General features: G+C 74.4%; 22 protein-coding genes and 1 pseudogene. 14 read left to right on the forward strand and 9 right to left on the reverse strand.

From position 1 onward, the window contains the following. Nucleotides 1-41 precede the first annotated feature (41 nt). The 4 genes from ACFYT9_RS34640 to ACFYT9_RS34655 all read right to left on the reverse strand — a co-directional run bounded on the left by ACFYT9_RS34640 (nucleotide 42) and on the right by ACFYT9_RS34655 (nucleotide 2,914). Nucleotides 42-893 (reverse strand): hypothetical protein, encoded by an 852-nt coding sequence (locus ACFYT9_RS34640; protein WP_389170030.1) that lies wholly within the window; start codon nucleotides 891-893, stop codon nucleotides 42-44. 161 nt (nucleotides 894-1,054) lie between these two features. After that, nucleotides 1,055-1,327: a hypothetical protein gene (locus ACFYT9_RS34645; RefSeq protein WP_376605471.1), complete on the reverse strand. Its 273-nt coding sequence runs from the start codon at nucleotides 1,325-1,327 to the stop codon at nucleotides 1,055-1,057. A gap of 242 nt (nucleotides 1,328-1,569) precedes the next feature. Beyond that, nucleotides 1,570-2,397: a hypothetical protein gene (locus ACFYT9_RS34650; RefSeq protein WP_389170033.1), complete on the reverse strand. Its 828-nt coding sequence runs from the start codon at nucleotides 2,395-2,397 to the stop codon at nucleotides 1,570-1,572. Nucleotides 2,398-2,674: 277 nt separating this feature from the next. Beyond that, nucleotides 2,675-2,914: a chaplin gene (locus tag ACFYT9_RS34655; RefSeq protein WP_360310750.1), complete on the reverse strand. Its 240-nt coding sequence runs from the start codon at nucleotides 2,912-2,914 to the stop codon at nucleotides 2,675-2,677. A gap of 379 nt (nucleotides 2,915-3,293) precedes the next feature. Between ACFYT9_RS34655 and ACFYT9_RS34660 the strand changes: the two genes are divergently transcribed. The 9 genes from ACFYT9_RS34660 to ACFYT9_RS34700 all read left to right on the forward strand — a co-directional run bounded on the left by ACFYT9_RS34660 (nucleotide 3,294) and on the right by ACFYT9_RS34700 (nucleotide 14,125). Continuing rightward, on the forward strand, nucleotides 3,294-4,355 hold the full coding sequence (locus ACFYT9_RS34660; RefSeq protein ID WP_389170036.1) for a DUF3344 domain-containing protein: 1,062 nt from the start codon (nucleotides 3,294-3,296) through the stop codon (nucleotides 4,353-4,355). 1 nt (nucleotide 4,356) lies between these two features. Next, a complete protein-coding gene (locus ACFYT9_RS34665) occupies nucleotides 4,357-5,490 on the forward strand; it encodes a glycosyltransferase (RefSeq protein WP_389170039.1) in 1,134 nt (377 codons plus the stop codon). After that, on the forward strand, nucleotides 5,487-6,941 hold the full coding sequence (locus ACFYT9_RS34670) for a sugar transferase (RefSeq protein WP_387272747.1): 1,455 nt from the start codon (nucleotides 5,487-5,489) through the stop codon (nucleotides 6,939-6,941). The genes ACFYT9_RS34665 and ACFYT9_RS34670 overlap by 4 nt, the downstream gene beginning before the upstream one ends. A gap of 2 nt (nucleotides 6,942-6,943) precedes the next feature. Then, a complete protein-coding gene (locus ACFYT9_RS34675; RefSeq protein WP_389170043.1) occupies nucleotides 6,944-8,284 on the forward strand; it encodes an O-antigen ligase family protein in 1,341 nt (446 codons plus the stop codon). Between the two features lie 424 nt (nucleotides 8,285-8,708). Beyond that, nucleotides 8,709-10,397: a lipid II flippase MurJ gene (locus tag ACFYT9_RS34680; RefSeq protein ID WP_389170046.1), complete on the forward strand. Its 1,689-nt coding sequence runs from the start codon at nucleotides 8,709-8,711 to the stop codon at nucleotides 10,395-10,397. Further along, the gene (locus ACFYT9_RS34685) at nucleotides 10,294-11,097 is read left to right on the forward strand and encodes a polysaccharide deacetylase family protein (RefSeq protein WP_376602604.1); all 804 of its coding nucleotides are present in this window, start codon (nucleotides 10,294-10,296) and stop codon (nucleotides 11,095-11,097) included. Before ACFYT9_RS34680 ends, ACFYT9_RS34685 begins: the two co-directional genes overlap by 104 nt. Before the next feature lie 5 nt (nucleotides 11,098-11,102). Continuing rightward, nucleotides 11,103-12,251 (forward strand): glycosyltransferase, encoded by a 1,149-nt coding sequence (locus ACFYT9_RS34690; RefSeq protein ID WP_389170093.1) that lies wholly within the window; start codon nucleotides 11,103-11,105, stop codon nucleotides 12,249-12,251. A 63-nt stretch (nucleotides 12,252-12,314) separates the two neighbouring features. Continuing rightward, entirely contained in the window at nucleotides 12,315-12,992 is a 678-nt protein-coding gene (locus tag ACFYT9_RS34695; protein WP_389170050.1) for a lipopolysaccharide biosynthesis protein, read from the forward strand. After that, nucleotides 12,989-14,125, forward strand: a complete 1,137-nt coding sequence (locus tag ACFYT9_RS34700; protein ID WP_389170053.1) for a GNAT family N-acetyltransferase — start codon at nucleotides 12,989-12,991, stop codon at nucleotides 14,123-14,125. The genes ACFYT9_RS34695 and ACFYT9_RS34700 overlap by 4 nt, the downstream gene beginning before the upstream one ends. Nucleotides 14,126-14,659: 534 nt before the next feature. Here the strand turns inward: ACFYT9_RS34700 and ACFYT9_RS34705 are convergent. Continuing rightward, nucleotides 14,660-15,823, reverse strand: a pseudogene (locus ACFYT9_RS34705) (glycoside hydrolase family 26 protein); the annotation flags it as partial. Between the two features lie 133 nt (nucleotides 15,824-15,956). Here ACFYT9_RS34705 and ACFYT9_RS34710 point away from each other — a divergent pair. Together ACFYT9_RS34710 and ACFYT9_RS34715 are read left to right on the forward strand one after the other, a co-directional pair. Further along, a complete protein-coding gene (locus ACFYT9_RS34710; protein WP_389170056.1) occupies nucleotides 15,957-17,264 on the forward strand; it encodes an ATP-grasp domain-containing protein in 1,308 nt (435 codons plus the stop codon). Between the two features lie 14 nt (nucleotides 17,265-17,278). After that, nucleotides 17,279-18,571, forward strand: coding sequence for an FAD-dependent oxidoreductase (locus ACFYT9_RS34715; RefSeq protein WP_389170059.1), 1,293 nt, complete (start codon nucleotides 17,279-17,281; stop codon nucleotides 18,569-18,571). Nucleotides 18,572-18,645: 74 nt separating this feature from the next. Here the strand turns inward: ACFYT9_RS34715 and ACFYT9_RS34720 are convergent, their stop codons facing one another. Together ACFYT9_RS34720 and ACFYT9_RS34725 are read right to left on the reverse strand one after the other, a co-directional pair. Further along, the gene (locus ACFYT9_RS34720; RefSeq protein ID WP_376606128.1) at nucleotides 18,646-18,879 is read right to left on the reverse strand and encodes a chaplin; all 234 of its coding nucleotides are present in this window, start codon (nucleotides 18,877-18,879) and stop codon (nucleotides 18,646-18,648) included. A gap of 173 nt (nucleotides 18,880-19,052) precedes the next feature. After that, nucleotides 19,053-19,466 carry a rodlin gene (locus ACFYT9_RS34725; RefSeq protein ID WP_376606126.1) on the reverse strand — a complete coding sequence of 138 codons (414 nt, stop codon included), beginning with the start codon at nucleotides 19,464-19,466 and terminating at the stop codon, nucleotides 19,053-19,055. A gap of 219 nt (nucleotides 19,467-19,685) precedes the next feature. Between ACFYT9_RS34725 and ACFYT9_RS34730 the strand changes: the two genes are divergently transcribed. After that, nucleotides 19,686-20,096, forward strand: coding sequence for a rodlin (locus ACFYT9_RS34730; protein WP_376606124.1), 411 nt, complete (start codon nucleotides 19,686-19,688; stop codon nucleotides 20,094-20,096). Nucleotides 20,097-20,154: 58 nt separating this feature from the next. Here the strand turns inward: ACFYT9_RS34730 and ACFYT9_RS34735 are convergent, their stop codons facing one another. After that, nucleotides 20,155-20,382, reverse strand: a complete 228-nt coding sequence (locus tag ACFYT9_RS34735; protein WP_389170063.1) for a hypothetical protein — start codon at nucleotides 20,380-20,382, stop codon at nucleotides 20,155-20,157. Nucleotides 20,383-20,500: 118 nt separating this feature from the next. Here ACFYT9_RS34735 and ACFYT9_RS34740 point away from each other — a divergent pair, with 118 nt between their 5' ends. Both ACFYT9_RS34740 and ACFYT9_RS34745 read left to right on the forward strand, forming a co-directional pair. Then, entirely contained in the window at nucleotides 20,501-21,535 is a 1,035-nt protein-coding gene (locus ACFYT9_RS34740; RefSeq protein ID WP_389170066.1) for an LCP family protein, read from the forward strand. A gap of 97 nt (nucleotides 21,536-21,632) precedes the next feature. Beyond that, nucleotides 21,633-22,031 carry a rodlin gene (locus ACFYT9_RS34745; RefSeq protein ID WP_376599753.1) on the forward strand — a complete coding sequence of 133 codons (399 nt, stop codon included), beginning with the start codon at nucleotides 21,633-21,635 and terminating at the stop codon, nucleotides 22,029-22,031. Nucleotides 22,032-22,106: 75 nt separating this feature from the next. On the opposite strand, the gene ACFYT9_RS34750 is transcribed toward ACFYT9_RS34745, so the two are convergent. Beyond that, nucleotides 22,107-24,131: a thioredoxin domain-containing protein gene (locus tag ACFYT9_RS34750; protein ID WP_389170069.1), complete on the reverse strand. Its 2,025-nt coding sequence runs from the start codon at nucleotides 24,129-24,131 to the stop codon at nucleotides 22,107-22,109. Nucleotides 24,132-24,184 lie beyond the last annotated feature (53 nt).

A 24,184-nucleotide genomic window follows, 5' to 3' on the forward strand; every position in this document is an offset into this window, starting at 1 on the left:
GCGGGGGCCTCGGTTGACGTCACGTCAACCGCGTCGGCGCGTCAGTGGCGGCGGTTGCGGACGAGGCGTCCGCCGCGGAGCTGGACGACGGTGCCGCCGATGATGAGGGCGGCGCTGACGGCGGCCGCTCCCCACAGCGCGGGATCACTGCCCGTGTCGGGGAGTTCGGGCTTGCCGGGACCACCGTGCGGCGGCTTGGTGGGCGGCTTGGTCGGCTCACAGCCCGGCTTCGGCTCCTCGCACTCCCACGGCGGCGTGGTGGGCGGGGACGTGGTGGGCGGCTTGGTGGGCGGGTGCGTCGGAGGCTTGGTCGGGGGCTTCGTCGGAGGCTTCGTGGGGGGCTTGGTCGGAGGCTTCGTGGGGGGCTTGGTCGGAGGCTTCGTGGGGGGCTTGGTCGGAGGCTTCGTGGGGGGCTTGGTCGGCGGGGTCGTCGGCGGCTTCGTGGGCGGAGTCGTCGGCGGCTTCGTCGGAGGCTTGGTGGGCGGCTTGGTGGGGGGCTTCGTCGGCGGCTTGGTCGGCGGGGTCGTCGGCGGCTTCGTGGGCGGAGTCGTCGGCGGCTTCGTCGGCGGGTGCGTCGGAGGCTTCGTCGGGGGCTTGGTGGGCGGTTTGGTGGGCGGGTGCGTCGGGGTGGGCTCCTCGCCGTAGCCGCCGTCGGGGTCCTCCGCCGTGTGGGCGCAGAGGTCTCCGACGGCCGACGCCACGTAGCCGCCCAGGTCCATGCTCGCGCCGCAGAGTTCGGGCGGGAGCGGGGCGTGGGCCTGCCCGTTGCCCGGTCCCGGGGAGTCGCCCGTACCGGGGTGCGCGCTCGCGGCCAGTGCGAGGCCGCCGGTCAGCGACAGAATGCCGGTCGCCGCCGCCGCCGTGAGTACTTTCCTGTTGATGATGGACCGCATACCGCTCTTCCTCGGGAGAAAGGGAGAGACCGGCGAGGATCCCCCCTCGCTCCGCCCGGCCGAGTCCCCGCCGACGTTCGCGTGGGGACGGTCCAGAGAGTAGGGAGCGGCGCACCGTGTGGAGCTCAGGCCACACGGCGACCGGTCAGAAAATCATTCGATCAGCCGCCGAGCGGGCTCGCCGGCAGGCCGCCGATCAGCGGGAGGCCCTTGCCGGTCTGGTTGAGCTGGGTGGCGGTGTCGGTGACGGCCTTGACCGGGGAACCCTCGGTGGTGCTGCTGAGGACGTCCGACTTCAGTCCGTTGGCGGCGATCGCCTCCAGGCCGCCGTTGAGGCTGGTCGGGGTCATCGCCTCGGCGGCCATGGCGGGGGCGGCGGCTCCGAGGGCCATGAGCGAACCGGCGACGACCGCGGCGACCTTGGTGGGCTTCATCAGGAGAATCCTTCCTCTGTACTTTCAACTCGCGTTCCGTACAGGGTTCTTGGGGAATTCCTGTACGCGCTTTCTCTTCTGTAACGAGGGGTGCGCTCCCCGGAAACTCCAGAAGGAAGGATTTCTCGACACTGCACCCGATCGAAGGGGACCGGTGTGATGTTCGGATGACCGGACCCGCGCATGCCCGTACCGGCCCGGCGGGAGGCCGGACCGGTACGGGGCGGGGGTGCGCTCGCGCGTCAGTCGACGGGGAGCGGCAGCGGCACGGGGAGCTCGGGCGCGGCCACCGGAGGCTCCACCGGGGCGACGGCGGGGAGCTCCGGAACCTCGGCCGGCGGAGCCACGGGCAGCTCGGGCGCCGCCACCGGGAGCGAGGGCAGCGCGGGCAGCCCGGCCAGGTCCGGTGCGGGCAGGCCGCTGCCGAGCACGGTGGCGACGGCGAGGTTGACCAGGGAGGTCAGCGCGGCCGTGACCTGCGGGACGACTCCGGCGGCGCCTCCGGAGGTGACGGCGGCGACCAGGCCGGCGACGGCCTGCTCCACGGAGGCGAGGGCGTCGTCCACCAGGTCGGCGGGCGCGGCCTGCGCGGCCTTGGCCCCGGCCACGACGGGCACAGAGACCGGCGGAGCCACGGGGAGTGCGACCGGGGTCTCCACGGCGGGCGGGGTGACCGGGACGTCGACGGCGGGTGGGGCCGCCGGGGTCTCCACGGTCGGCGGGGCGGCCGGGGTCTCCGGCAGCGGGGCCGGGGCAGTCGCCTTCGCGCGGTCGACGGCGGCCTGGATCTCGGCCTTGAGGGCCTCGGCGTCGGCCGCGGGGAGCCGGCCGTCGTCGGCCTCCAGGGCCGCCGTGACGAGTTCGGTCACGGGGGTCGTCACCCCTCCGACGTCACCGAGGGCCTTGGTCTGGGCCAGCAGGGCGGCCGCGTCGGGCAGCGGGGCGTGGGCGGCACGGTCGGCCGCGGGGGACGGGGGGAGCTCGTCGGCGACGGCGGATCCCGCCGTGCCGAGGGTGAAGGCGGCGGATATCGCCAGGGCGGTGAGACGGCGTGAAGCCAGGGGACGCATATGTGTTCCTTTTCCTTATGCGTCGGACAACTGCTCTCCCACCGTGCCTGCGGGTATAGCCCTCCGCAACCGCAGAACTACTGAGCGCCACGCCTCCGTTCGAGTGAATCCTTCCTCCGGCCTGTCCCTCCGAGGGGCGTACGCCGTTGCACCGGGCGGCGCACACGGGGGTGCGTCCGAACGAGTACCGACCCAGTGGACACAAGGGAAAAGCCGGTGCGCCCACCCCGTCGAGGTGGGCGCACCGGCTTCGGAAGGACCGATCCGACGTGCGAGATCAGGCGTTGACGCAGGCGTTGCCGAAGGTGGGGTTCAGCGCGCCGATGACGCTCACGGTGTTGCCGCACACGTTGACCGGCACGTGGACCGGGACCTGCACGACGTTGCCGGAGCCGACACCGGGGGACTTCACGGCGGCGCCCTCGGCGATGGAGTCGGCGGCGGCGGCACCGGCGGCACCGGCGACGGCGGCGGCGGCACCCACGGTCAGAACAACGGCCTTCGCGATACGGGACATGGAGAAGTTCTCCTCGATCGAATTCCAACTCGGACTGCGCGGACTGTTCGGCCCGGCTCCCTCAACAACGCCCCGGATTTCCATCGGTTGCTCTCCCGAACGGGTGACGTTCAACCGATCTTTGGCCCACCGGAGGGCCATTCGGGCGACGGCCCTGGGAATGGCGCAACACGCACAACGAGGAACCTGCCGCACGGATACGGGAGTTAGCGTTTCCGAGCATCTAATGCTTACTATCGCTCCGCGCCGGGGTTATAACGTTCCCGAACGTTGCTTCCGGGCCCGCCGCGCGTTCACCCATTTCGTGCGGACGACACCTTCCCCTCCCCCGGTCTTCGCGGGTCTTCCCTTCCTCCTCTCATCAAAGCGGAGAACCTGTATGCGGAATTCAGCGGTTCTTGCCGTGCGTCGCGGCGTGTCGGGTGCCCTGACGTGCGCGGTGCTGGCCGCCGCGCCGGCGCTCGCCTCCGCCGCCGCCGCGCCCGTGCCGGAGGAGGCGGCCCGCGTCCCCTTCGCCGCGCGCTACCAGGCCGAACTGCACGGCGGGATCGTGCGCGCCGCCAACGCCTCGGCGAAGGGCGGCAAGGGCACCGAGACGGCCAACGACGGGGCGGCGATCGGCTACGTCGACGTCGACGACAACCCCGACACGTACAACTCCAGCCGTGCCGAGCTGCGGGTGCCGGAGGGCGCCCGGGTCGCCTGGGCCCGGCTGTACTGGGGCGGCAACCTGCGGGTCGGCGAGCAGAAGCCGCCGAAGGACAACGGGCGGGTGCTGGTCGCGGAGCCCGGCGGGCAGTACAAGGCGGTCCTCGCCGACACCCTCGTCGGGCACCGCACGGCCGAAGGGGCCGACGCCTTCCAGGCGTCCGCCGACGTGACCGAGCTGGTCCGGTGGGCCACGCCCGGACAGTGGACGGTCGCGCAGGTGAACGTCGCCATGGGCCGCAGCGCGGTGGGCGGCTGGGGCGGCTGGACGCTGGTGGCCGCGTACGAGAAGGCGGACGAGCCGTTGCGCCGGCTGAGCGTCTGGGACGGCTTCGAGACGGTCGGCCCGCGCTCCGGAGAGCTGCGCGTCGTCCTCGACCGGCACCGTTATCCGAAGGGCGCCGAGGGGCGGCTCGGAGTCGTCGCCTATGACGGTGACCGGGGAACTTCCGGGGATTACCTCCAGGTGCGGACGAGCCGTCAGAAGGTCACTTCGATCGGTGATTCCGCCAATTCCGTGAACGACGTCCTGAACTCCAGCATCACGGAATTCGGCGAGGCCGGGAGCACGCGCTTCCCGGCCGCCGGGAACACCCTGGGGTACGACTCCGACATCTTCGATCTGCGGGGGGCGCTGCGCCAAGGAGCCGACCGTGTCCACGTCCGGCTCGGCAGCCGCGAGGACACCGTCTGGCTCGGTGCGCTCTTCCTGCAGGCGGACGTGCGGCGCTGACGTGGGCACTGTCGAGGCGGACCCCGGGTCCGTCACCGTCCTGCACGCGGTCCAGCCCGGCGACGGCGGCGTCGCCCGGGTCGTCGTCGACCTGGTGCGCGCCCAGCGCGCCGCCGGGCTGCGCCCCGTGACCGCCTGTCCGCCCGGCACCGCGCTCGCCGCGGAGCTGCGCGCCGAGGGCGCCGAGGTCCACGACTGGCGGGCCGGCCGCGACCCCGGCCCCTCGCTCGTCCGCGAGACCCGTGAACTGGCCCGGGTGGTCCGGGCCGTGCGGCCCGGGATCGTCCACGCGCACTCGGCGAAGGCGGGCCTGTGCGCCCGGCTCGCGGTGCGCGGCCGGATCCCCACCGTGTACCAGCCGCACGCCTGGTCCTTCGAGGCCGTCACCGGCACCACCGCCGAACTGGCCCGCGGCTGGGAGCGGTTCGGCGCCCGCTGGACCGACCGGATCCTGTGCGTGAGCGGGGCGGAGCGGCGTACCGGCGAGGCGGCCGGGGTCGAGGCGTCCTGGTCGGTGGTGCACAACGGCGTGGACGTGGCGCGGTTCGCGACCGACGGGCCGGCCGGGAACCCGGCGCCGACCGTGGTGTGCGTGGGCCGGCTCTGCCGGCAGAAGGGCCAGGACGTGCTGCTCGCCGCCTGGCCCGCGGTCCTCGCCGAGGTGCCGGACGCGCGTCTGGTGCTGGTCGGCGACGGGCCGGACGGCGAGCGGCTGCGCGCCGCCGCCGGGCCCTCGGTGCGGTTCACCGGCGCCGTCGGCGACACCGTTCCCTGGTACCGGGCGGCGGACGTCGTCGTGCTGCCGTCCCGCTGGGAGGGCATGGCGCTGGCGCCGCTGGAGGCGATGGCGGCGGGCCGGCCGGTCGTCGTCACCGATGTCGACGGGGCGCGCGAGAGCCTGCCGCCCGGTCATGAAGTTTCGTGCCTGGTCCCGTCCGAGGACCCGGCCGCCCTCGCCGCCGCTCTCGGCCGCCTTCTCGGCAGGCCGGAGTTGCGGCACCGCCTGGGCCGCGAGGCCCACGAGCACGTCCTCAGCAGTTTCGATGTGCGGCGCACCGGCGCGGCCGTCGCGGAGATCTACCGCGAGCTGGCCGGCGTGCGGGGCCCCGAACACAGAGAGCCGATTGCGCAGTGACCACGGAAAGTACCAGCGTTCCCTCCTCTGCCGGCCCGTGGCCGGTCGCCGGCCCGGCGTTCGGGCCCGCCACGCTCGCCCCCCGCCGGGGGCGGTCCCGCCGGCCGGCGCTGCCGCGCCCGCGGGCGGCGTCCGCGCCGGGTCCGGGTGCGACGGGGCTGCGGGCCGTCGACTGCCTCGCCGTGCTCGCCGGTGCCGCGCTGCTCGGCCCCGCCCATCAGGATCCGCGGCTGCTGCTGCCGGTCCTCGCGCTGCTGCTCGTCCTGGACGGGCACGGCGGGCTGTACCGGCCGGCCGCGCACGTCCGGCTGCTCGACGAGCTGCCCGCGCTGGCCTCCCGGGCCGGGGTGGTGTGGTGCGTGGCCGCGGCGGCCGCCGCGGCCTGGTCGCACGATCTGGCGATCGGACCGCTGCGGCTGTGCGGGGCGTACGCCGTGCACGTCGGGGTGGCGGCCGTGCTGCGGGCGGTGCTGCTCGCGCGCGGGCGGCGGATCGCCCGCGAGCGGCCGCGGTCCGCGCTGGTGGTCGGCCCGCCGACGGCGGCGCGCAGGTTCGCGGCGGCCGCGCTCCAGCACCCCGAGTACGGGATGCGGCCGGTCGGCGTGGTCGGGCTGCCGGACGGGACGGTCGGTGAGCAGCGCCCGGTGGAGCCGGGGCTGCCGCTGCTGACGACGGCGGAGGAGATCCGCCGGGCGGTCATCCAGAACACGGTCCGCGAGGCGGTGTTCCTCGGGGACGAGCCGGAGCTGGTGACGCTCTTCCAGCACTACGGCTGTGTGACCTGGCGGGTCGGCGGGGAGCGGTACGAGGGGCCGATGGGCGAGCACGTGTGGGGGTACGCCCGCCGCCGGCTGATCCCGGTGACCGAGCGGCGCGGGGCGCTGGCCAAGCGAGCGCTGGACATCGCGCTGGCCGGTCCGGCGCTGGCGCTCGCGCTGCCGGTGCTCGCGGTGTGCGCGCTGGCGGTGCGGCTCTCGGACGGGCCGGGGGTGCTGTTCCGGCAGGAGCGGGTGGGGCAGCACGGGCGCCACTTCACGCTGCTGAAGTTCCGTACGCTCCGGCCGTCCGACGAGACGGAGTCCGCGACCCGGTGGAACGTGGCCGGGGACCGGCGGATGAGCGCGGCGGGGGGCTTCCTGCGGAAGTCCTCGCTGGACGAGCTGCCGCAGCTGTGGAACGTGCTCCGCGGCGACATGAGCCTGGTCGGGCCGCGACCCGAACGCCCGTACTTCGTCGCCCAGTTCAGCAAGATCCACGCCGGGTACGCGACCCGTCACCGGATGCCGGTCGGGCTCACCGGTCTGGCGCAGGTGAACGGTCTGCGCGGCGACACCTCGATCGAGGACCGCTGCCGCTTCGACAACCACTACATCGACCACTGGTCGCTCTGGCAGGACGTCTGCATCCTGGTCCGCACCGCGGCCGGTCTCGTCCGACCGACGGGGAGCTGAGGATGGCCACGGCCGTGACGGCGGTGCCGGTCCTCGCGGGGACGCCGGACGCCCGGGAGTGGGCGCGCCGGGCCGGGGCGCTCTCCCCGGTGCTCGCGGTGATCGCGCTGCTCCTGGTGCCGGGCGGCGGCGGGGCGCAGGGCGGGACGGGCGGCACGGGCACGGTCGCCGACGCGGCCTCCGGGCTGCTGGTGCTGATCTGCCTCGTACGGATCCTGCGCGGGGGTCACCGGCCGCTGACGCGGACCGCCGCGGTGGTGCTGGGCCTGCCGGTGTTCGGCGTCTGCCTGGCGGCGGTCACCTCGAACGACCCGGCGTCGAGCCTGCCGGGGGTCGCCCGGTACGTGCAGGTCTTCGTGCTGGTCCCGGCGGCGGTGCTGCTGATGATCCGGGACCGGCGGGACTTCGCGGTGGTGGCGTGGGGGCTGGTGTCGCTGGCGCTGCTCCAGGGCGCGGTGGGGGTGACGCAGTACCTGACGGGGACGGGTGCCTCGTACCAGGGCGAGGACATCCGGGCTGTGGGCACCTTCGGGGCGACCGACGTGATGGGCATGGCGACGGTGGTGGCGTACGGGCTGGTGATCGTCACCGGGATCGCGCTGGGCTCGCCGGCCGGCCGGACCCGGACGGCGGCGCTGGTCTGCGCGGGTCTGCTGGTGGTGCCGCTGGTGCTGTCGTTCAGCCGGGGCGCGTGGATCGCGACCGTGCTGGCCTGCGGGATCCAGCTGTTGCTGGGCGGGGTGCGCCGGGCGGCGCGGGTGGCGCTCGCGGTGGGCGCGCTCGCGGTGGTGCTGGTCGGCGGTCTCGGGATCGGTTCGTCGATGGTGAAGGAGCGGGTCGCCAGCATCACGCGGGTGACGGCGGCGCCGGACCAGTCGGTGACGGACCGGTACACGATGTGGGCGGCGGCGGGGCGGATGTGGAGCTCGGAGCCGCTGACCGGGGTGGGCCTCAAGGGCTTCCCGCAGTACCGGGACTCGCACGCGTCGGTGGCGCTCTCCTCCGGCAGCGACACGGCCGGTGCGGGCGCGGGCTTCCGGAAGCAGCCGCTGCTCTCCCCGCACAACATGTACCTGCTGGTCCTGAGCGAGCAGGGTCTGATCGGGCTGCTCGCGCTGGCGGGCAGCTGGCTGGCGCTGCTCGTGGGGGCGCTGCGGCGGCGCCGGTCGGGCGCGGACTGCGCGCTGGTGGCGAGCGGGCTGCTCGCCTGGCAGCTGATCGACTTCTTCTACGCGGACATCGGCGGCCCGTCGACGGTGCTGATGTCGGTGGTCTTCGGCCTCGCCGCCTGGTGGGCCCTCGCGCCCGGCCCGGAGGGGGCGGCGGAGGTGCGTGGTGCGTGACCCGTGGGCCGGTCCGCCGGATCCCACGGACGCGTCCGTCGCACCCCCGGGGTCCGGCGGTCCCGGCGCCGTCCCGCCGTGTCCGCCGTGTCCGCCGCGCCGCGAGCCGCTGACCGACCCCTGGTCCCCCATGCCCCCGGGCGCCACGGACTCCCCGTGCGCCCCGGGGGCCGCCGTGCTGCCGGGGGCCGGTACGGGAGCGGGCGAGGGGGCGGCCGCGGCCGGGGACGTACCCCTGGTGTCCGGACCGGCGGCCGGACCGACGGCCGCGGCCACGACGACGGCAGCGGCCACGACGACGGCAACGGCAACGGCAACGGCAACGGCAACGGCAACGGCAACGGCAACGGCGACGGCAACGGCAACGGCGACGCTGACGGCCCGGCCGGCGGCTCCGCGGGCCGGGCGGCGGGCGCACGCGCGGGTGAAGGCTCCGGCCTCGGGCGGGCAGGGGCGCGGCTTCCTGGCACGGGCGGCGGCGGTGACGGCGGCGCTGACGGCGGTCGGGGCGGTGCTCGGGCTCGTCCGGGACCAGATCCTCGCCGGGTACTTCGGGGCGGGCGCGGAGACGGACGCGTTCCTGGTGGCGTGGACGGTGCCGGAGTTCGCGTCGACGCTGCTCATCGAGGACGCGATGGCGCTGATCCTGGTGCCGGCGTTCTCGCGGGCGCTCGCCCGCCGTCCGGGGGCGCTGTTCGGGGATCCGGTGCGGGAGCTCGTGCGGGGGACGCTGCCGCGGCTGACGCTCGGGGTGGGGCTCGTCGCCGCCGTGCTGATCGTGGCGGCCCCGGCCGTCGTCGGGGTCCTCGCGCCGGGGCTCTCCGACCCCGGGCTCGCGGTGGACTGCACCCGGCTGACCTCCACCTGCGTGCTGACCTTCGCGCTCGTCGGCTACTGCTCGGCGGCGCTGCGGGCGCACCACGTCTTCCTGCCGCCGGCCGCGATCTACGTGGCGTACAACGTCGGCATCATCGGCACGATGGTCCTGCTCCGGGAGCCGTGGGGGGTGCGGTCGGCGGCGGCCGGGGTCGCGGTCGGCGGGGTGCTGATGGTGCTGGTGCAGGCGCCCGCGCTGGTGCGGGAGCTGCGGGCGCGGCCGGTGCCGTCGCGGGAGCCCGAGGCGCTCGCGCCGGGGTCGGGCGCGGACGGACGGCTGATCGTGCTGGGGCTGATCGCCCCGGTGGTCGTCTTCTCGCTGATCCGCCAGTCGCAGACGCTGATCGAGCGGTTCCTGGCCGCGCCGCTGCCGTCCGGGGCGATCTCGCACCTGAACTACGCGCAGAAGATCGCGCAGATGCCGATGATCCTTTCGCTGATGCTGTGCACGGTCAGCTTCCCGGTGGTCGCGCGGGCGCTGGCCGCCGGCGATCCGGAGGGGGCGCGGCGGCGGGTCGAGCGGGATCTGCTGCTGGCGGCGGTGGTGGTCCTCGTGGGCGCGTCCGTGGTGATCGCCGCCGCCCCGCAGATCGTCGAACTGCTCTTCCAGCGCGGCGAGTTCGACCGTACGGACACGGTCGCCACCGCCGCCGTGATGCGCGTCTACGCCCTCGGCCTGCTCGGCCAGACCATGGTCGGCGCCCTCGTCCGCTGCTACTTCTCCGCGGCCCGCCCCCTCTGGTACCCGGCCGCCGCGATGGCGGCCGGGCTCGCCGCCACCGCCGCCGCCGGAGTGCCCGGCGCCCGCGCCTGGGGCGCCGTCGGGATCGCCGCCGCCAACGCGCTCGGCATCACCCTGACCGCCGTCCTGCTGCTGCGCGGAGCCCACCGGCAGACCGTGCCGGTGCGGGCGGACCGGCTCGGTGAGGGCCTGCTGCGGCTCGCCACCGCCGCCGCCTGGGCGACCGGCGCCGGGTGGCTCTGCTCCCTGGCGATCCGCCCCGCCGCGCTCTCGCTCGCCGTCGCGGGCCTGGTCGTGGCCGCCGTCTTCCTGCTCTTCATCGCCTGCGCCGCCAAGGCGCCGGAGATCCCTCCCCTCCCCCACCGCTCCCTCCGACGCCGAAGGACCGCCCATGCCCGCCCCCACCGCGCTGCGCCGTCTGCTGCCGAAGCCACCTCTGTGGGCGAAGCCGCCCCTGTGGGTGGCGATGTACCACTCGATCACGGACACCGGTGACGATCCGTACCGGGTGACCGTCTCCCCCGTGCGCTTCGCCCGGCAGCTCCACTGGCTGGGCGACCGGGGGCTGCGCGGGGTGTCGGTGCGGGAGCTGCTGGCGGCGACCGCGGAGGGCCGGGCGAAGGGGCTGGTCGGCCTCACCTTCGACGACGGGTACGCCGACTTCCTCGACTCGGCGCTGCCGCTGCTGCGCCGGCACGGCTTCACCGCCACCGTGTACGCCCTTCCGGGCCGGCTCGGCGGCGCCAACGACTGGGACACCGCCGGCCCGCGCAAGCGGCTGCTCACCGAGGAGGGCATCGAGCGGATCGCCGCCGCCGGCATGGAGATCGGCTCGCACGGCCTGACCCACCGGCGGCTGACGGAGGCCGACGACGCCACCCTCGCCGACGAGACCCGCCACTCCCGGACCCTCCTGGAGGAGATCACCGGCGGCCCGGTGGACGGCTTCTGCTACCCCTACGGGGCGGTCGACCCGCGCGTGGTCCGCGCGGTGCGCAAGGCCGGGTACGGCTACGCCTGCGGCATCGACCCCGGCCCGCTGACCAGTGCGTACGCGCTTCCCCGGGTCCACATCGGGGAGGACGACACCTCGTGGCGGCTCACCGCGAAGCGGGCCCTGCACCCGCTGCGCCGCCGCCACCCCGTCGAGCTGATCCCCGCGCAGGCGGGCCCGGCCGCGGCGGTGCTGGGATGAGCGGCCTGAAGGTGCTGCACGTCATCACCGGCCTCGGCATCGGCGGCGCGGAGCAGCAGCTGCGGCTGCTGCTGCGCCATCTGCCCGTCCAGGGGCGGGTGGTGACGCTCACCAACCCGGGTCCGGTCGCGCTCGGCATCGAGGCCGACGGCACCCCGGTCACCCATCTGGGCATGACCGGGAACCGGGACCTCGGCGCGCTGCCCCGGCTGGCCCGGCTCGTCCGCCAGGGCGGCTACGACCTCGTCCACACCCACCTCTACCGGGCCTGCGTGTACGGCCGGCTCGCCGCCCGGCTCGGCGGGGTCCGCCGGGTCATCGCCACGGAGCACTCGCTCGGCACCACGCAGATCGAGGGCCGCCCGCTGTCCGCGGGCACCCGCGCGCTCTATCTGGCCTCGGAACGGCTCGGCACCTCGACGGTCGCGGTCTCGGCGAGCGTGGCCCGCCGGCTCGCCGACTGGGGGGTGGCGCCGGACCGGATCGAGGTGGTGCCGAACGGCATCGAGACGGACCGCTTCGCCTTCGCCCCGCGCGCCCGCCGCCTCACCCGGGGCGTCCTCGGGATCCCGGAGGACGCGTTCGTGGTCGGCGGGGTCGGGCGGCTGGCGCCGGGGAAGCGGTTCGACCGGCTGATCCGTGCGGTGGCGTCGGTGCCGGATGCCCGGCTGCTGCTCGTCGGCGACGGGGAGCGGCGCGAGGAGCTGGAGGGGGTGGCGCGCGAGTGCGGCGCCGCCGGCCGCGTCCTCTTCTTCGGCGCCTGCGAGGACCCGCCCCTGGACGGCCCCGCCGGGCCGATGCTGCCCGAACTCCTCGCCGCGATGGACGTCTTCGTCTCCACCTCCCCGGACGAGACCTTCGGCCTCGCCGTCGTCGAGGCGCTCGCCGCCGGGCTGCCGGTGCTGTACGTGGCGTGCCCGGCGATCGAGGACCTGCCGGCGGACGCGGCGCCGGGCGCCCGCCGGATCGGCACGTCGGTACCGGAGCTGATCGGCGTCCTGCGCGAGCTGCGGGCCGCGCACGGGCCCCGCCCCGTACGCCTCCCCGCGCCCGCCGCCGCCCGCCGCTACGACATCGCGCGCAGCGCCGACCGGCTGATGACCCTGTACGACCAGGCCGTCCACGGCCGTCCCGCGCCCGCGCACTCCCCCTGAAGCCCCTGCCCCCCGTCCCCTCCGACGTCCCTGTCGGCGTCCCGTGAAGCGAGAGAGCCCGTCATGACCACCACCCCACCCCGCGCCGTCCGACTTCCCGCCCGGCTGCGCTCCCCCGGCCGCTGGGCGGTGCTGCCCGCCGCCGTGGTCGCCGGGGCTGCCCTCGGCGGCGGCTACGGGGTCCTGAAGACCCCCGAGTACGCCGCGACCAGCTACGTCATCGTCGTCCCCGGCGAGAAGTCCGACCCGGCGGCGGCGCTCGGCTTCGCCCAGGCGTACGGGAAGGTCGCCACCGACATCGCGGTGACCGGCGACGCCCAGGTGTGGGCGGGCGTCACCGCCGCCACCCTCCGCGAGAGCGTGCGGGCGGAGACCTCTCCGGACGCGCCGATGATCGCCGTCACCGCCCGCGCCCCGAAGCCCTCGCGGGCGGTGTCGATCGCCGACGGGGTGGCCCGCTCGCTGGTCGTGAACTCCTCGCACGTCGCCGCCAGCACGGGCGTGAAGGTCGTCCAGTTCTCCCGCGCGACCAAGCCGACCGCCCCGGTGTCGCCGTCCGCGCCGCTCTCCGCGCTGGTCGGCGCCTGTGCCGGGGGGCTCCTCGGCGGGCTCGCGCTGCTGGTCCGGCCGAAGCGGGCCACCGGGCGCGCCGAGGGCCGCCACTCCCGCCCTGCCGTCCCCACGGGCGGGGCCGCCGTGCCCGCGCCCGCCGCCCACCAGCCGGAACCGGAGGCGGTGTGACCACGCCGAGAACGCTGCGGACCGAGCTCTGCCGTGACACCGAGTCCTTCGGGCGGCTGGCGGCGCAGTGGACGGACCTGTACGGGCGCTGCTCCTCCGCGACCCCGTTCCAGTCCCACTCCTGGCTGCACTCCTGGTGGGTCTCGTACGGCCGTCCCGGTGCCCTGCGGGTGGTACTCGTACGGGACGGGGCCGGCGCGCTCGTGGCGGCGGCGCCCCTCATGCGGGCGCGCGGGCCGCTGCCGGTGCTGACCCAGCTCGGCGGGGCCATCACCGACTTCACCGACGTCCTCCTCGACGACGAGCACCCCGAGGCCGCGGAGGCGCTGGCCGGAGCGGTCGCACGGACGGCCCGGGGCGCGGTCGTCGACCTGCGGGAGGTGCGGCCGGGCGCCGCCGCCGAGCGGGTCTTCGCCCACTGGCGCGGACCGCGCCGGCGACTCCCGGACTCCCTCTGCCTGGAGCTGCCCGCCGTCCCCATGGAAGGGCTGCTCGAACGCATCCCCTCCGGGAAGGCCCAGCGGGTCCGGGCCAAGCTGCGCAAGCTCGACGCCCTCGGCATCGACGCGCGGGTGGTGACCGCGCCCGACGTGCCGGCCGCCCTCGACCGGCTGCTGACCCTCCACCAGCTCCAGTGGCGGGGGCGCGGGGTCACCGCCGAGCACACCAGCGAGCGGTTCGCCCAGCACCTGGCCCGGGCGGTCCGGCCGATGGTGGAACGCGGCGACGCGATGGTCACCGAGTTCCGGCTCGGAGGCGACGTCGTCGCCGCCGACCTGACCCTGATGTCCCCGCGTCTCGCCGGCGGCTATCTGTACGGCGCCGACCCGGTGCTCCGGGAGCGCAAGGTCGACGTCGCCGCGATGCTGCTGCGGCACGGGGCCCGGGAGACCAGCGCGGGCGGCCGGGCCACGCTGAGCATGCTGCGGGGCAGCGAACCGTACAAGCACCACTGGCGCCCCGAGCCGGTCCGCAACCGGCGGCTGCTGCTCACCGGTCGCGGTACGGCCCCGCTCCTCTGGCTCCACGCCGGCGCGGCCGACGCGCGGCGCTGGGCGGCCCGGCAGGCGCGGGAGCGGGCCTGGGCGGGCCGTCTCCTCGCCCGCCTGCCCGCCCTCGCGCCCGGCGGCTGACCGTCAGAAGGGCCAGACGCCGTTCAGCGCCTCCTTCCAGTCGAGTGCGTCGCTCAGCTGCTCCTTCCAGTCGGTGCCCTCCGGGGCGGTGTCCGCCACGTCGGTGCCGGTGCCGGCGTCGGTGCCGGTGCCGGTGCCGGTGCCGGTGTCCTCCAGGGCGGAGTCGTTGGGCACGCACACCGGCCCGCCGATCCAGTTCTCCACCCACTCCCCGAGCTCGACCTTCCAACAGTCGGGATCGGGCGCGGGCTTGGGCTCGGGCACAGGCTCGGGCTCGGGCTTCGGTTCCGGCATGGGCTCGGGCTTCGGTTCCGGCTTCGGTTCCGGCTTGGGCTCGGGCTTCGGTTCCGGCTTGGGCTCGGGCTTCGGTTCCGGCTTCGGCTCGGGCTCGGGCTCAGGCTTCGGTTCCGGCTTGGGCTCAGGCTTCGGCTCGGGCTTCGGCTCGGGCTTCGGCTCAGGCTTCGGCTCGGGCTTGGTCGGGTCCACAGGATCGACCGGATCGACCGGGTCCACCGGGTCGACGGGATCCACAGGATCCACCGGGTCCACCGGGTCCACGGGATCCACGGGATCCACGGGATCCACAGGGTCCACAGGATCCACAGGGTCCACAGGATCCACCGGGTCCACGGGATCGACCGGATCCACGGGCACCGACGGCTCCACCCCATACAGCATTTCCCGGAACACCCGGGACGACTGCGGGTTGCTGTCGCACTGCCAGACGCCGTGCGGGCAGTAGTCCGTGATCGTGTGGTACAGCGGTTTGTGGTCGCGGATCCATTCCAGCATCCGCCGCATGTACGTCGGGTTGTCGCCGTTCCGGAAGAGACCCCATTCGGGATAGGAGATCTGCTTTCCGTGCTCGGCCGCGAAATCGACCTGCTTCTGGAGCCCGTACGGCTCGTTCACGTGCTGGTCGAAATCGGAGCCGGACGGCTGGTCGTACGAGTCCATGCCGATGATGTCGACGACGTCGTCGCCCGGGTAGCACTCGGTCCACGGCACCGCGTCCCGGCCCCGGCTCGGGTTGAAGTCGAAGCGGAACTTCTGGCCGGGCACGGACCGCATGGTGGTGACGATCCGGTTCCAGTACTTCTTCCAGGCCGTCGGATCGGGACCGCAGCGGTGGGTGTACGTGGTGCCGTTCATCTCCCAGCCGAGGACGAGGACCGTGTCCAGGGCCCCGGCCTCGACGAGGCGGCGGGCGAGGGTGCGGAAGTGGTGGTCGTAGTAGCCGGAGGCGCCGAGCTGGAGCTGGCGGCGGACCTCGGGGTCGGAGACCCCCGCCTCGTTCCGCTCCAGCATCGGCACGTTGAGGACGAAGAGCCGGTCGCTCCTCGCGTTGCGCCAGTCGGCCCAGGCGTCGAGGAAGCCGGGCGGCCCCTCGATGTTGGACCAGAGGTCGCCGGGCAGGTACGTGTGGCCGACGCGGAGCTCACGGCCGCCGAGCCACCGCTCCAGCTGGCTGATCCGGGTCACTCCGAGCGAACCGGAATCGAGGAAGGCTCCCATGGCGGTGGCCGCGGAGAGAGTCGGACCGGGGTCCTCCGTCGTTAGGGATGCGGCGGCGTGGGCGGGTGCCGACAGCACGACCGAACCCGAGACGAGGAGGCCCGCGGTGATCACCCCCAGCCATCTTCTTCTCTTTCTCGGTGTTCCTCCGAAAGGATCCACGGGCCGCTCCTTCACACGCATGCCACTTGACGATCAGTCATTCCGATGTTCCGAAAGTATTCCTAATGAGCCGACCGTGAACGCCGCTTCCCTCCCCTCCGTAGTCCATTAGAGGATTTCATCGCCCAGTTGGGGCACCCGAGATGAAGGTGCAATGCCCGTGCCGCCTTTCGACACCCGCGTACCCGCAGTCCTCGTGCGGCTCGACCGGAACCCCTTCCATCACGGAACCCTGGGCGCGGCCCGCTCCCTCGGCCGGGCCGGGATCCCCGTCCACGCGGTCGTCGAGGCGGCCGACAGCCCGGTCGCCCGGTCGCGGTACGTGCGCTCGGCCCGGCCCCGGCCCGGCCCCCCGGTCTCCACCGAACTGGCCGCGCTGCTGCTCCGGGTGGCCGCCGAGATCACCGACACGCCGTCAGATCCGGTGCTCGCCGTGCCGCTGGACGACATCAGCGCCCTCGCGCTGGCCCGCCGCCGCGCCGACCTGGCCGGCAGGGTCCTGCTGCCCGAGCAGACCGAGGAGCAGCTGCTGAAGGTCGCGGACAAGGCGGCGCTCGCCGCGACCTGCGCCGAACTGGGCCTGCCCCACCCCCGTACCGAACTCCCCGCCGGTGCCGACGAGGCCGCCGCCATGGCGTGGGCCCTCGGCCTGCCGGTGGTCGCCAAGTGGAGCCGCCCCTGGCTGCTGCCGACCGGCTCCGGCCTGCGCAGCACGACGATTCTCCGGTCGCTCGCCGAGGTGCGGGAGCTGTACGGCCGCACCCCGCAGGCGGGCAGCCGGCTGCTGCTCCAGGAACTGCTGCCCCCGGGGCGGGGCCTGGACTGGTTCTTCCACGGGTACGCGGACTCCGCCGGGGGCTGCGCCGCCGGGGCCACCGGCCGCAAGGAGCGCTCCTGGCCGGACGGGGCCGGGCTCACCGCCGTGGGCCGCTGGGCGCCCAATCCGGAGGTGGACAGGACCGCCCGCGCGCTGCTCGACGCGCTCGGCTACCGGGGCGTGTGCGACCTCGACTTCCGGCTCGACCGGGCCACCGGCGCGTACCACCTGCTCGACTTCAACCCGCGTCCCGGCGCCCAGTTCCGGCTCTTCGCCGACCACACCGGGCTCGACGTGGTGCGGGCGCTGCACCTGGACCTCACCGGCCGGCCGGTGCCGCCGCACTCCCCCGCGTACGGCCGCCGGTTCGTCGTGGAGAACTACGCGGCCCTGTCGCTGCTCGCCTCCCCGCGCCGCCGGTACGCCCCCGGGCCCGACACCGCCCGGCAGCCCGCCGAGCGGGCCTGGTTCGCCGCCGACGACCCGGCGCCCGCGCTCGCCATGGGCCGCGCCTGGGCCGCCCACCTGCTGCGGAGGTCCCTGGCGGCGGCGCGACGGCGGCTCGCGGCCCGCCGGCCCCGGCATCCGGCCACCCTGCCCGGCCCCTCGGGCCGCGGCTCCTCCACCCAGCTCACCCAGCGATGAAGACGGAAGACACGATGGCGAACGCGATGGCGAAGGCGAACCCGGTACACGACCTCGTGGTCGTCGGGGCAGGTCCGTACGGGCTCTCGGTGGCCGCGCACGCGGCGGCCCACGGGCTCGAACCGGTCACCTTCGGCCGGCCCATGGAGTCCTGGCACGCCATGCCGTCCGGGATGTTCCTCAAGTCCGAGCCCTGGGCCTCGCACCTCTCCGACCCCGCGGGGGCGTACGGGCTCGACGCCTACGCCGCCGGCCACGGGGTCCGCGCCGAGCACGGCGTGCCCCTCCCGGTCTCCTTCTTCGCCGCCTACGGCGACTGGTTCGCGCGCCGGGCCGTGCCCACCGTGGACGAGCGGCTGATCACCTCGGTGGCACCCGCGCCGGACGGATTCCTCCTCACCGCCGAGGACGGCGCCCGGCTGCGGGCGCGCACGGTCGCCCTCGCCGTCGGCGTGCTCCCCTTCCTGGAGGTCCCGGGCCCGCTCCGGCACCTCCCCCGGCGGTACGTCACCCACTCCAGCCACCACGGCGAGCTCGACACCCTCGCCGGGCGGGACGTCACCGTCGTCGGCGCAGGACAGGCCGCCCTGGAGACCGCCGCGCTCCTCGCCGAGGCCGGGGCCGCCGCCGTCCGGATCGTCGCGCGGGCGGACCGGCTGAACTGGAACACCCTGCCGCCGGCCCTCGACCGCGGCCCGTGGCCCAGCCTGCGCGCGCCGCACACCGGGCTCGGCTGCGGCTGGCGGAACAAGCTGTACGCCGACACCCCGGGCGTCTTCCGCAGGCTGCCCGCCGCCACCCGGGCGCGGCTCTTCGACTCGGCACTCGGCCCGGCCGGGGCCTGGTGGCTGCGCGAGCGGTTCGGCGCCGTCGCCGACGTGCGCCTCGGCCACCGGATCACCGCGGCGGCCGTCACCGGCGACGACCGCCTCCGGCTGGAGATCGAGGGGCCCGGCGGGGCGGGCTCCCTGGAGACCGACCACGTCGTCGCGGCGACCGGCTTCGTCCCCTCGCTCGACCGGGCCGGTGTGCTGGACCCGGCGCTGCGCTCCGCCCTGCGTACGGTCGGGCCGGTCGGAGCCCCGGAGACCGGCGCCCTCTTCGAGTCCTCGTGGCCGGGCCTCTTCCTCGCCGGACTGCTCACCGCCCCCTCGTACGGCCCCTCCATGCGGTTCGTGTTCGGCGCGGGGTACACGGCGGGGCGGCTGGTGAAGGGGGTCCGGCAGCGGCTGCGGGCCGGCGGACGCGGCGGCGGCCCGGTGGGCCGGCCGCGCAGCGGGGAGCGGCCCGCGCCGGTGGGGGCGTAGACGCGGACCGGCCCCGGGGAGCGGATGCTCTCCCCGGGGCCGGTCGGTGCCGTCCGCGAACGCGGCGGTCTGGGTCAGGCGTTGACGCAGACGTTGCCGGCGGCCGGGTTCAGCGCACCGATGACGTTGACGCTGTTGCCGCACAGGTTGATCGGCACGTGGATCGGGATCTGGACGACGTTGCCCGAGAGGACACCCGGCGAACCGATGGCGGCACCGTGCGCGTCGGCGTCGGCGAAGGCGGGCGTGGCCGCGCCCATGGCCATGATGACTCCGGCAATGACGGCAGCAGCCTTCTTGCACTTCATTTCGTCTGGTTCCTTTCCGCGGCGGAAGATCGGCTTCCGTCACACACAGGGACAACGACAACCTCCCGCGAAGGAAACCGGGGATTCGGCTCCCACTCCGGCATTCACTCCGTTGCGTGCACGACACAGGGCCGGAGGAAGGAATTCCTCCGGCCCTGTGTCGGCGCTGCGGATCAGCCGTTGCCGATGCCGTTCCCGGAGAGGACCGGGATGTCCTCCAGGACGTGCGACAGCGGCTCGTCGCCCTTGGCCTGGGTCGAGTTCTCCGCGCACTGCTGGTTCTGCGGGGAGGACAGGACGTTGACGTCCTGGACGGCGACCGGGACGAGGACACCGACGACCGAGCCGACGTTGCCCTTGACCGGGACACCCAGGCAGAGCTTGTTCAGCGAGCCCTGGACGGCGGAGAACTGCGGGCTCATGTCACCGGCGGTCTTGGAGTTGCCGAACGCCTGGTGGGCGCCGTTCCCGGAGAGGGAGGTCGTACCGCCGTCGTTGGCGATGGCCATCGCGGGGGCGGCGGCCGCGGCGGCGACGCCGACAGCCGAAGCGGTGACGGCCGCGGCCGTCATCATCTTCTTGATCACGGTGAATCCGTTCTGTTCCCACCAATCGACCTGATTGATGCGACCGGATCAACCGGCGGGTACGGAGGGAGGTTCCGGCGCTTCACCCGATCGACTGGGGACCGCCGCGAGCGCTGCCGTGTGCGCTCCGCCATCGGGGTGACAGGGCGGAACCCGGGGCTCCGGGCCGAGTTGATCAGGGGGCTCCCTGCACGGAGCCGGTTCTAGAAGGGAACTCCCGTGATCAAGAAGGTCATGGCCACCGCGGCTGCCGCCGCCTCGATCGTCGGCGCCTCCGCCGCCGCGGCCACCCCCGCCCTCGCCATCGCCGACGACGGCGGCACCACCTCGGCGAGCGGCAACTTCGCCCACCAGTCGTACGGCAACTCCGCCACGTACGGGCACATGAGCCCGCAGTTCGCGCTCGTCCAGGGCTCCCTGAACAAGCCGTGCGTGGGCCTGCCGGCGAAGCTCAACGCCGGTTCGCTCGTCGGCCTCGTCCCGATCTCGGTCCAGGACGTCAACGTGCTGTCCTCCCCGCAGAACCAGCAGTGCGTCGAGAACTCGACCCAGGCCAAGGGCGACGAGCCGCTCTCGCACCTGCTGGAGGACATCCCGATCCTCTCGGGCAACGGCGTGGCCAACGGCTGACGTTCCGCCGCGTCAGGGGCCGCCCCCGCCAGGGGCGGCCCCTTCGTGCGTACAGGCCCTAGCGCGGCCAGACGGGGGTGGAGATCAGCCGCTCCCATTCCCGGTCCGGCATTCCCGGCACGGTGCGGCCCGCCTGCGCCCATTGGGTCACCAGGGCCGAATAGACCGGGAATTGCCGGGTCGACCGGATCGGGTCGGCGGCCGGCGGCTCGCTCACGTACCGGCTCTTCGGAATGAAGGCCATCCGTTCCCATTTCCCGGGATTACCGGGATCCGGCGGCGCCATCCTCGCTCCTTCCGCTGCTATTCCCGCATCATTACACAAGCATCGCAACGGAGTGATTCAGGCGCTCGATGTCGCGTCGCGGAACTCTGTGCGATCGGGTTCGAAATACCGTGCGGACATGAGATTCCCGCCCCCGCGGTGGCTCCTGCTCGCACCGGCCGCGCTTCTCGCGCTCGCCCCCGGAGCCCTCGCCTCCGCCTTCGGCGGCCCCGTCGAACTCTCCGCCCCCGCCGGTGGATTCAACCTGCTCGTCGTCGGCACGGACTCGCGGGCCGGGGTCACCGCCGCCGAGAAGGAACGTTTCCGGCTCGGCGGCCAGGGCTGCGACTGCTCCGACGTGATGATGCTCGTGCACGTCTCCGCCCGGCACGACCGGGTCAGCGTGGTGTCACTGCCGCGCGACTCGCTCGCCGAACTCCCCGGCCCCCACACCGTCCTGCGGACCGGCGACGTCCACGACTCCCACCCGGCGAAGATCAACGCGGCCCACGCCGAGGGCGGTGCGCAGCTGACCGTCGAGACCGTCGAGGCGGCCACCGGGATCGAGGTGCACCGCTTCCTGAAGGTCGACTTCCGGCGGTTCATGGACACCGTCGACCGGATCGACGGCGGGGTGCCGATCTGCACGGCGAAGCCGCTGAAGGACCCGTCGACCGGGCTCGACCTCGCGGTCGGCACCCGGCGGGTGGGCGGCGGCGAGGGACTGCAGTACGTGCGCTCGCGGAAGGCCGACGGGGAGATGGACTTCGGCCGCATCCGCAAGCAGCACCGGTTCATCGCCAACGCGCTGGACCGGATCCGCTCCGACCGCATCCTCAGGGATCCCCGGAAACTGGCGGCGCTCACCGCGACCCTGCGCGGCACGGAGTCCGCCGAGCGCGGCATCTCACCGGCCGAACTGCTGCGGCTCGCCGCCCGGCTGAAGAGGACGGACCCCAGCCGCTTCGAGTTCGCCACCGTGCCCGTCCGGGGCTACAACCCGGTCGTCGAGGGCGCCGGGTCCACGGTGGGCTGGGACGAGGAGGGCGCCGCCGAGGTCTTCGCACGGCTCCGCGCCGACCGTCCGCTGCCGCCCGCCGAGGCGGTCGCCCCGAGCGCGATCTCCGTCGCCCGCTACGCCCCCGCCAGCGCATCTTCGCTCATCTGCCCGTAGGCCGTCCGGTGGACATGCCGGAACCTCCGTCCCTCCGACCAGTTGATCAGCACGGCTCGGCAGTCAGCTCGGGTCAGCAATCCGAAAGGCCAGAACCATGAAGAAGCTCCTCGCGACCGCAGCGGTGGCCGTTTCGGTCGTCGGCGCGACGGCCGGGCAGGCGCTCGCGATCGCCGACGACGGTGGCACCACCTCGCTCTCCGGCAACGGCGCGCACCAGGAGTTCGGCAACTCCGCCACCTACGGCAACATGAGCCCGCAGTTCGCGCTCGTCCAGGGTTCCCTGAACAAGCCGTGCATCGGTCTCCCGGCCAAGGTCAACGCCGGTTCGCTGATCGGTGCCATCCCGATCGCGGTCCAGGACATCAACGTCCTGTCCTCCCCGCAGAACCAGCAGTGCGTCGAGAACTCGACCCAGGCCAAGGGCGACGAGCCGCTGTCGCACATCCTCAGCGACATCCCCGTGCTGTCCGGCAACGGCGCCGGCAACCACTGAGCATCGCCGCTCGGCCACGGCGCGGCCCCGTCGTCCCTCTCCGGAGGGGCGGCGGGGCCGTGTCCGTTCGAGGGCTCAGCGCAGCAGGCGGGCCAGGGCGTCCGGGTCGGTGACGGGTGCGTCGCAGGTGAAGTGACGGCAGACGTACGCGGCGGGTGACCCGGCGACCAGCGGGCGGTCCGCGAGGAGCGGGAACTCCTCGCCGTCGGGGGCTCCGGCGGCGAGGACCGCTCCGGGAGTGGTCGCCCCCAGGGCCGTACGGCGCAGCTCCTGGAAGGCGGGGTCGGCGGCGGCACCGACGACGGCGATCTCGCGGGGGCCGTCGAGCAGCGCCTCGGCGACGGCGAGGCCCCAGCCGATGAAGCGGGGGGCGCGCGGGCCGAGGGCCTTGACCACGCCGAGGGCTCCCTCGGCGGCGGTCCTGTGGGCCTCGGAGCCGGTGTGTGCCGCGTACGAGAGCAGTGCTCCGGCGGCGGCGGTCCAGCCGGACGGGGTGGCGTTGTCGGTGGGGTCCTGGGGGCGCCGGATGAGGGTCTCGGCGTCGTGGGCCGTGTCGAACAGCGTGCCTCCCTCGCCCGTGAAGCGGTCGAGGACGTGGTCCAGGAGGAGGCCGGCGAAGTCGAGCCAGGCGCCCTCGCCGGTGACGGCGGCGAGGGCGAGGAAGCCCTCGGCGACGTCGGCGTAGTCCTCCAGGACGCCCGCGTTGGCGCCGGCCCGCCCGTCCTTCGAGGTGCGGGTGAGCCGGCCGCCGTCGTCGAGGTGGAGGCGGACCAGCAGGTCGGCGGCCTCGGTGGCGCGCTCGACCAGGTCGGGGCGGTCGAAGAGGGCGCCGGTCTCGGCGAGGGCGGCGATCGCGAGGCCGTTCCAGGCGGCGACGATCTTGTCGTCGCGGCCGGGGCGCTCGCGCCGCTCGCGGGCCGCGTGCAGCCGGGTGCGGATGGAGGCGATCCGGCCGGCGTCGGCCGGGCCCGCCTCCTGGGGGAGCTGGAGGACCGAGGCGCCGTGCTCGAAGGTGCCGTCCTCGGTGACGCCGTAGTGGGTGGCGGCGAGGGCGGCGTCCTCCGCGCCGAGGGCCTCGGCGAGCTGGGCCGGGGTCCACACGTAGTAGGCGCCCTCGACGTGCTTGCCCGTCCCGTCGTCGGAGTCGGCGTCGAGGGCGGAGGCGAATCCGCCCTCGGGGGTGCGGAGCTCGCGGACCATGAAGTCGGCGGTCTCCAGGGCGACCCGGCGCGCGAGGTCGCTGCCGGTCGCCTTCCACAGATGGGCGTAGACGCGGCAGAGCAGCGCGTTGTCGTACAGCATCTTCTCGAAGTGCGGGACGACCCAGGCGCGGTCGACGGCGTACCGGGCGAAGCCGCCGCCGAGCTGGTCGTAGATGCCGCCGCGGGCCATCGCCTCGCAGGTGTCGGCGGCCATCTGGAGGGCGCCCTCGGCGCCCGTGCGGGCGTGGTGGCGGAGCAGGAACTCCAGGACCATCGACGGCGGGAACTTGGGGGCGCCGCCGAAGCCGCCGTGGGTGGCGTCGTACTCGCGGACGAGGCCGAGCAGGGCGCCGGCCAGCTCCTCCTCGCCGGGCAGCCCTCCGCCGCCGTGGGCGAGCGAGCGGCCGGCGAGGTCCTTCACGATCCGGTCGGCGACCTCGGCGACCTCGCCCCGGCGGTCCGCCCAGGCGGCGCGGACGCCGTCGAGGACCTCGGGGAAGGACGGCATGCCGTGCCGGGGCTCCGGCGGGAAGTAGGTGCCGAAGTAGAAGGGGGCGGCGTCGGGGGTGAGGAAGACGGTCATGGGCCAGCCGCCCTGACCGGTGGCGGCCTGGACGGCCTCCATGTAGACGGCGTCGACGTCGGGGCGCTCCTCGCGGTCGACCTTGACGGCGACGAAGTGCTCGTTGACCAGCGCGGCGGTGGCCTCGTCCTCGAACGACTCGTGGGCCATCACGTGGCACCAGTGGCAGGAGCTGTAGCCGACGCTGAGGAGCACGGGGACGTCGCGGCGCCGGGCCTCCTCGAACGCCTCGGCGGACCAGGGCCACCAGTCGACCGGGTTGTCGGCGTGCTGGAGCAGGTAGGGGGAGGTCTCGTGGGCCAGTCGGTTCGCCATGGGGTCATCCTCGCGCACCCGCCTGCGCGCCGCCCACACGCCACCCGTGTGGA

Source organism: Streptomyces sp. NPDC004435 (genome assembly GCF_042873895.1).
GTDB lineage: Bacteria > Actinomycetota > Actinomycetes > Streptomycetales > Streptomycetaceae > Streptomyces.

Coding starts and splice junctions, on each gene's coding strand:
- ACFYT9_RS34745 (WP_376599753.1), top strand. CDS start 21,633: ATGAAGAAGCTCCTCGCGACCGCAGCGGTGGCCGTTTCGGTCGTCGGC.
- ACFYT9_RS34735 (WP_389170063.1), bottom strand. CDS start 20,382: ATGGCGCCGCCGGATCCCGGTAATCCCGGGAAATGGGAACGGATGGCC.
- ACFYT9_RS34660 (WP_389170036.1), top strand. CDS start 3,294: ATGCGGAATTCAGCGGTTCTTGCCGTGCGTCGCGGCGTGTCGGGTGCC.
- ACFYT9_RS34650 (WP_389170033.1), bottom strand. CDS start 2,397: ATGCGTCCCCTGGCTTCACGCCGTCTCACCGCCCTGGCGATATCCGCC.
- ACFYT9_RS34750 (WP_389170069.1), bottom strand. CDS start 24,131: ATGGCGAACCGACTGGCCCACGAGACCTCCCCCTACCTGCTCCAGCAC.
- ACFYT9_RS34655 (WP_360310750.1), bottom strand. CDS start 2,914: ATGTCCCGTATCGCGAAGGCCGTTGTTCTGACCGTGGGTGCCGCCGCC.
- ACFYT9_RS34720 (WP_376606128.1), bottom strand. CDS start 18,879: ATGAAGTGCAAGAAGGCTGCTGCCGTCATTGCCGGAGTCATCATGGCC.
- ACFYT9_RS34695 (WP_389170050.1), top strand. CDS start 12,315: ATGACCACCACCCCACCCCGCGCCGTCCGACTTCCCGCCCGGCTGCGC.
- ACFYT9_RS34645 (WP_376605471.1), bottom strand. CDS start 1,327: ATGAAGCCCACCAAGGTCGCCGCGGTCGTCGCCGGTTCGCTCATGGCC.
- ACFYT9_RS34715 (WP_389170059.1), top strand. CDS start 17,279: ATGGCGAACGCGATGGCGAAGGCGAACCCGGTACACGACCTCGTGGTC.
- ACFYT9_RS34675 (WP_389170043.1), top strand. CDS start 6,944: ATGGCCACGGCCGTGACGGCGGTGCCGGTCCTCGCGGGGACGCCGGAC.
- ACFYT9_RS34640 (WP_389170030.1), bottom strand. CDS start 893: ATGCGGTCCATCATCAACAGGAAAGTACTCACGGCGGCGGCGGCGACC.
- ACFYT9_RS34685 (WP_376602604.1), top strand. CDS start 10,294: ATGCCCGCCCCCACCGCGCTGCGCCGTCTGCTGCCGAAGCCACCTCTG.
- ACFYT9_RS34710 (WP_389170056.1), top strand. CDS start 15,957: ATGCCCGTGCCGCCTTTCGACACCCGCGTACCCGCAGTCCTCGTGCGG.
- ACFYT9_RS34740 (WP_389170066.1), top strand. CDS start 20,501: ATGAGATTCCCGCCCCCGCGGTGGCTCCTGCTCGCACCGGCCGCGCTT.